1 rRNA gene is annotated in these 1,212 nt (G+C 48.9%); it reads left to right on the top strand.

Features of this window, described 5'->3' with window-relative positions:
• Positions 1-14 precede the first annotated feature (14 nt).
• Positions 15-1,212: ribosomal RNA gene (locus AN389_RS19480) — 23S ribosomal RNA — on the top strand; the annotation flags it as partial.

Below are 1,212 nucleotides of genomic sequence, written 5' to 3'. Positions count from 1 at the left end.
CGTTTGGGTTGTATGGTTAAGTGACTAAGCGTACACGGTGGATGCCTTGGCAGTTGGAGGCGATGAAGGACGTATTAACTTGCGATAAGCCTAGTCAAGCTAGTAAAAAGCGCTTGAGACTAGGATTTCCGAATGGGGAAACCCACCTGCTTGCAGGTATCGTTAACTGAATACATAGGTTAACGAGGCGAACGCGGAGAACTGAAACATCTAAGTACCCGTAGGAAAAGAAATCAACCGAGATTCCGATAGTAGCGGCGAGCGAAATCGGAACAGCCCTTAAGCTTATTATGTGTTAATGGAAGGCTCTGGAAAGTGCCACGATACAGGGTGATAGTCCCGTACATGAAAATGCATTTTAAGTGAAATCGAGTAGGTCGGAGCACGTGAAACTTTGACTGAATATAGGTGGACCATCATCTAAGGCTAAATACTCCCAACTGACCGATAGTGAACCAGTACCGTGAGGGAAAGGCGAAAAGAACCCCTGTGAGGGGAGTGAAATAGAACCTGAAACCGTGTACGTACAAGCAGTAGGAGCCCTTCGAGGGTGACTGCGTACCTTTTGTATAATGGGTCAGCGACTTATATTTTGTAGCGAGGTTAACCGATTAGGGTAGCCGTAGGGAAACCGAGTCTTAACTGGGCGAATAGTTTCAAGGTATAGACCCGAAACCCGGTGATCTAGCCATGGGCAGGTTGAAGGTTGAGTAACATCAACTGGAGGACCGAACCCACTAACGTTGAAAAGTTAGGGGATGACCTGTGGCTAGGAGTGAAAGGCTAATCAAACCGGGAGATAGCTGGTTCTCCCCGAAATCTATTTAGGTAGAGCCTCGGACGAATACTTACGGGGGTAGAGCACTGTTAAGGCTAGGGGGTCATCCCGACTTACCAACCCTTTGCAAACTCCGAATACCGTAAAGTACTATCCGGGAGACACACGGCGGGTGCTAACGTCCGTCGTGAAGAGGGAAACAACCCAGACCGCCAGCTAAGGTCCCAAAGTCATAGTTAAGTGGGAAACGATGTGGAAAGGCCCAGACAGCCAGGAGGTTGGCTTAGAAGCAGCCATCCTTTAAAGAAAGCGTAATAGCTCACTGGTCGAGTCGGTCTGCGCGGAAGATGTAACGGGGCTAAACTATGCACCGAAGCTGCGGATTCATCTTAGGATGAGTGGTAGGGGAGCGTTCTGTAAGCCGTTGAAGGTGA

The sequence above is a fragment of the Pseudoalteromonas sp. P1-7a genome, assembly GCF_001401855.1.
Taxonomy (GTDB): domain Bacteria; phylum Pseudomonadota; class Gammaproteobacteria; order Enterobacterales; family Alteromonadaceae; genus Pseudoalteromonas.
Note: the sequence above shows the minus strand (reverse complement) of the source record. Positions and strands in the feature narration are given on the sequence as shown.